The sequence below is a fragment of the Microbacterium sp. BF1 genome (genome assembly GCF_019279095.1).
GTDB classification, from domain to species: domain Bacteria; phylum Actinomycetota; class Actinomycetes; order Actinomycetales; family Microbacteriaceae; genus Microbacterium; species Microbacterium maritypicum.
The window spans coordinates 1-2311 of the sequence record NZ_JAGYWT010000400.1 but is presented as its reverse complement, the minus strand read 5'-3'; the positions used below and the strand labels follow the sequence as shown (position 1 = coordinate 2311).

General features: G+C 68.5%; 2 protein-coding genes and 2 pseudogenes. 3 read left to right on the top strand and 1 reads right to left on the bottom strand.

Annotation, left to right across the window (positions count from 1 at the left end):
- Positions 1-127: 127 nt before the first annotated feature.
- Positions 128-526 (top strand): annotated as a pseudogene (locus KZA10_RS12755) (amino acid--tRNA ligase-related protein); the annotation flags it as partial.
- 76 nt (positions 527-602) lie between these two features.
- Here the strand turns inward: KZA10_RS12755 and KZA10_RS12750 are convergent.
- A complete protein-coding gene (locus tag KZA10_RS12750; RefSeq protein ID WP_229778939.1) occupies positions 603-1430 on the bottom strand; it encodes a TSUP family transporter in 828 nt (275 codons plus the stop codon).
- A 66-nt stretch (positions 1431-1496) separates the two neighbouring features.
- Between KZA10_RS12750 and KZA10_RS12745 the strand changes: the two genes are divergently transcribed.
- Positions 1497-2012: a GNAT family N-acetyltransferase gene (locus KZA10_RS12745; RefSeq protein WP_218683058.1), complete on the top strand. Its 516-nt coding sequence runs from the start codon at positions 1497-1499 to the stop codon at positions 2010-2012.
- 155 nt (positions 2013-2167) lie between these two features.
- Positions 2168-2311 (top strand): annotated as a pseudogene (locus KZA10_RS18740) (chromosome segregation protein); the annotation flags it as partial.

Below are 2311 nucleotides of genomic sequence, written 5' to 3'. Positions count from 1 at the left end.
CTGCCGGAGAGGCCGATGCCGACAGCGCTCCCCCTCCCAGGACGATAGCGAGAACGCAGACGGAACCGAGAGCGGTACGGGCACGACCGCGCGAGCCTGAAGAAAGGAGATTCACAGACAAAAGCTACAGGACACGTTCGACACCGACCCTGGATCGGCCCTCGCCTACGCGTACGACATCGTGTGCAACGGCTCGGAGCTCGGTGGCGGCTCGATCCGCATCCACCGCGAAGACGTGCAGAAGCGCGTGTTCGAGGTCATGGGCATCAGCGACGAGCAGGCCGACGAGCAGTTCGGCTTCCTGCTCGACGCGTTCAAGTTCGGTGCCCCGCCCCACGGCGGGATCGCGCTCGGCATGGACCGCGTGCTGCAGCACCTGACCAAGACCGAGTCGATCCGCGAGGTCATCGCCTTCCCGAAGTCGGGCAACGGCTTCGACCCGCTCACCTCCGCTCCGGCGCCCATCACCGACGCGCAGCGCGCCGAGGCCGGCGTCGACTACGAGCCCGAGGACGACGAGGCCTGACGCCCACCGCCACGCGGACTCACGCCCGGGTCGCACGCAGTCCTCGGACTCGTGCGACCCGGGCGTTTTCGGTCGTTCAGCCGAGTGATGCGAAGGCGGGGAGGATGTTCTCGGTCCAGACGTCGACGCCGAGCTTGCCGATCAGGACGATCACGACCACGAGGAAGACGACCCGGATGAACGTGGTCCCGCGGGAGATCGCCATCCGCGACCCCAGGTAGCTGCCCGCGACGTTCGCGACGGCGAGAATACCGCCGAGCAGCCACAGCACGGCACCGTGCGGGATGAACAGCATCAGTGCGCCCGCGTTCGTGGCGAGGTTGACGATCTTTGCCTTGGCGCTGGCCTGCAGGAAGTCGTAGCCGAGCAGTGCGACGAGCGTGATGACGAGGAAGGTGCCCGTGCCCGGACCGATCATCCCGTCGTAGAAGCCGATGCCGATTCCTGCCGCGCCCGCCATGATGTGGTGCTTGTGCCCGTGGAACCGCAGCTGGGTCGCCGCCCCCATCTGCGGCCGGAACGCGGTGAACAACGCCACCACGAGCAGGGCGATCACGATGATCGGCTTGAAGGCGGCCGGCGGCAGCACCGTCGCGACGGCCGCTCCCCCGAACGAGCCGATCAGTGCGACGATCGCCATCGGCACGGCGGTGCGGATGTCGGGTTTCGCGCGCCGATAGTAGGTGGCGCTGCTGGTCGCGGTGCCGAAGACCGAAGCGAGCTTGTTCGTCGCGAGGGCCTGCACCGGCGAGATACCGGGGATCAGCAGCAGCGCGGGCAGCTGCAGCAGTCCTCCCCCGCCGACGACGGCGTCGATCCAGCCGGCGCAGAACGCAGCGACGACGACGAGCAGGAGCATCCCCCACGTGAGCTGCTCCAGACCGAGCACGGCGCCGATATCCACCTCGCCATGATTCCAGAGAGTGGACGCCGCTCCGGCATCCGCTCCGTGCGCTGGCAGACTGGAGCCATGCTCGACGCCCTCCCGCTGCCCCACTCTTTCGAATCGCGCATCGGGACGGCGCTCCTGCGGCGTGCCACGGTCGATGACACGGATGCCGTGATCGCCCTGCTCGCCGACGACCCGATCAGCGCGGCCCGCGGCGATGTGGCCTCCGAGGAGGACCGACCGGCCTATCGACAGGGGCTCATCGAGATCCTGGCCGAACCGTCGAACGACCTGCTCGTCGTCGAGCACGACGGCGCGATCGTCGGCACGCTGCAGCTCACCTCGATCCCCGGGATGGCACGTCGCGGCGCCCGACGGCTGCTGGTCGAGGCGGTCCGCGTGCAGAGCAGCCTGCGCTCGTCGGGCATCGGCTCCGCCGTGATGCGCTGGGTGTCGGAGGGGGCGGCCCCTGCGGTCGGCGCGAGCATGGTGCAGCTCACCTCGGACGCCTCCCGCACCGACGCGCACCGTTTCTACGAGCGGCTGGGGTACATCGGCTCGCACCGCGGCTTCAAGTACAGCGTCCCGCAGGGCTGAGACGCCGTGGCCCTGTTCGGCCACCGCCTCGCCACCATCCGTTCACCAGACCCGCGACGGGCGGCAACCTCCGCCTCGTAGTGTCCTCTCGCAACCCGAAACCGGCTCACAGCGCCGGACACCGAGAGGACACTCATGGCTCGCTTCACCCGCCGAACTCGATCGGCAACGCGCCGATCGAGTACGCCGAGGTGACGATCAGCCGTACGCTCTTCCGCAACGGTTCCAGTGAGTACGCGATCAACGGCGAGGGATGCCGTCTCCTCGATGTGCAGGAGCTTCTGAGCGACTCCGGCCTG